This window comes from Herbaspirillum sp. UBA812 (assembly GCF_002296545.1).
Lineage (GTDB): Bacteria > Pseudomonadota > Gammaproteobacteria > Burkholderiales > Burkholderiaceae_D > Herbaspirillum > Herbaspirillum huttiense.
This window is the reverse complement of record NZ_DBIC01000139.1, coordinates 6751-7086: the sequence shown is the minus strand read 5'-3', so window position 1 is coordinate 7086 and position 336 is coordinate 6751. Positions and strand designations below refer to the sequence as shown.

Genomic DNA, 336 nt, shown 5'->3' with positions numbered 1-336 from the left:
TGCTCTACCAACTGAGCTACCAGGCCAAGACGGACAAGTATAGACACTTTAAAAAATTATGCAAGTCCTTTTTGAAAAATAGTTTTCGCGACCCCGTTTATAATCGCCAGCATGACTACCCAAGCACACACCCATACTTCTTCGCCGGCTGCGGCTGGCACTGACATTTGCATCGTCGGCGACGGCGCGGTCGGCAAGACGGCGGCGCTGGGGCTGGCCCAGGCGGGCTTCAAGGTGACCCTGCTGGCTCCCCCGCCCGCGACCACCGCGCCCGATCCCGCCAGCTGGGACGTGCGCGTCTACGCCCTCAACCATACCGCGCACCGCCTGCTGTTT

General features: G+C 60.1%; 1 pseudogene. It reads left to right on the top strand.

The window, feature by feature from the left end:
- Nucleotides 1–111: 111 nt before the first annotated feature.
- Nucleotides 112–336, top strand: a pseudogene (locus tag B3873_RS08740) (oxygenase); the annotation flags it as partial.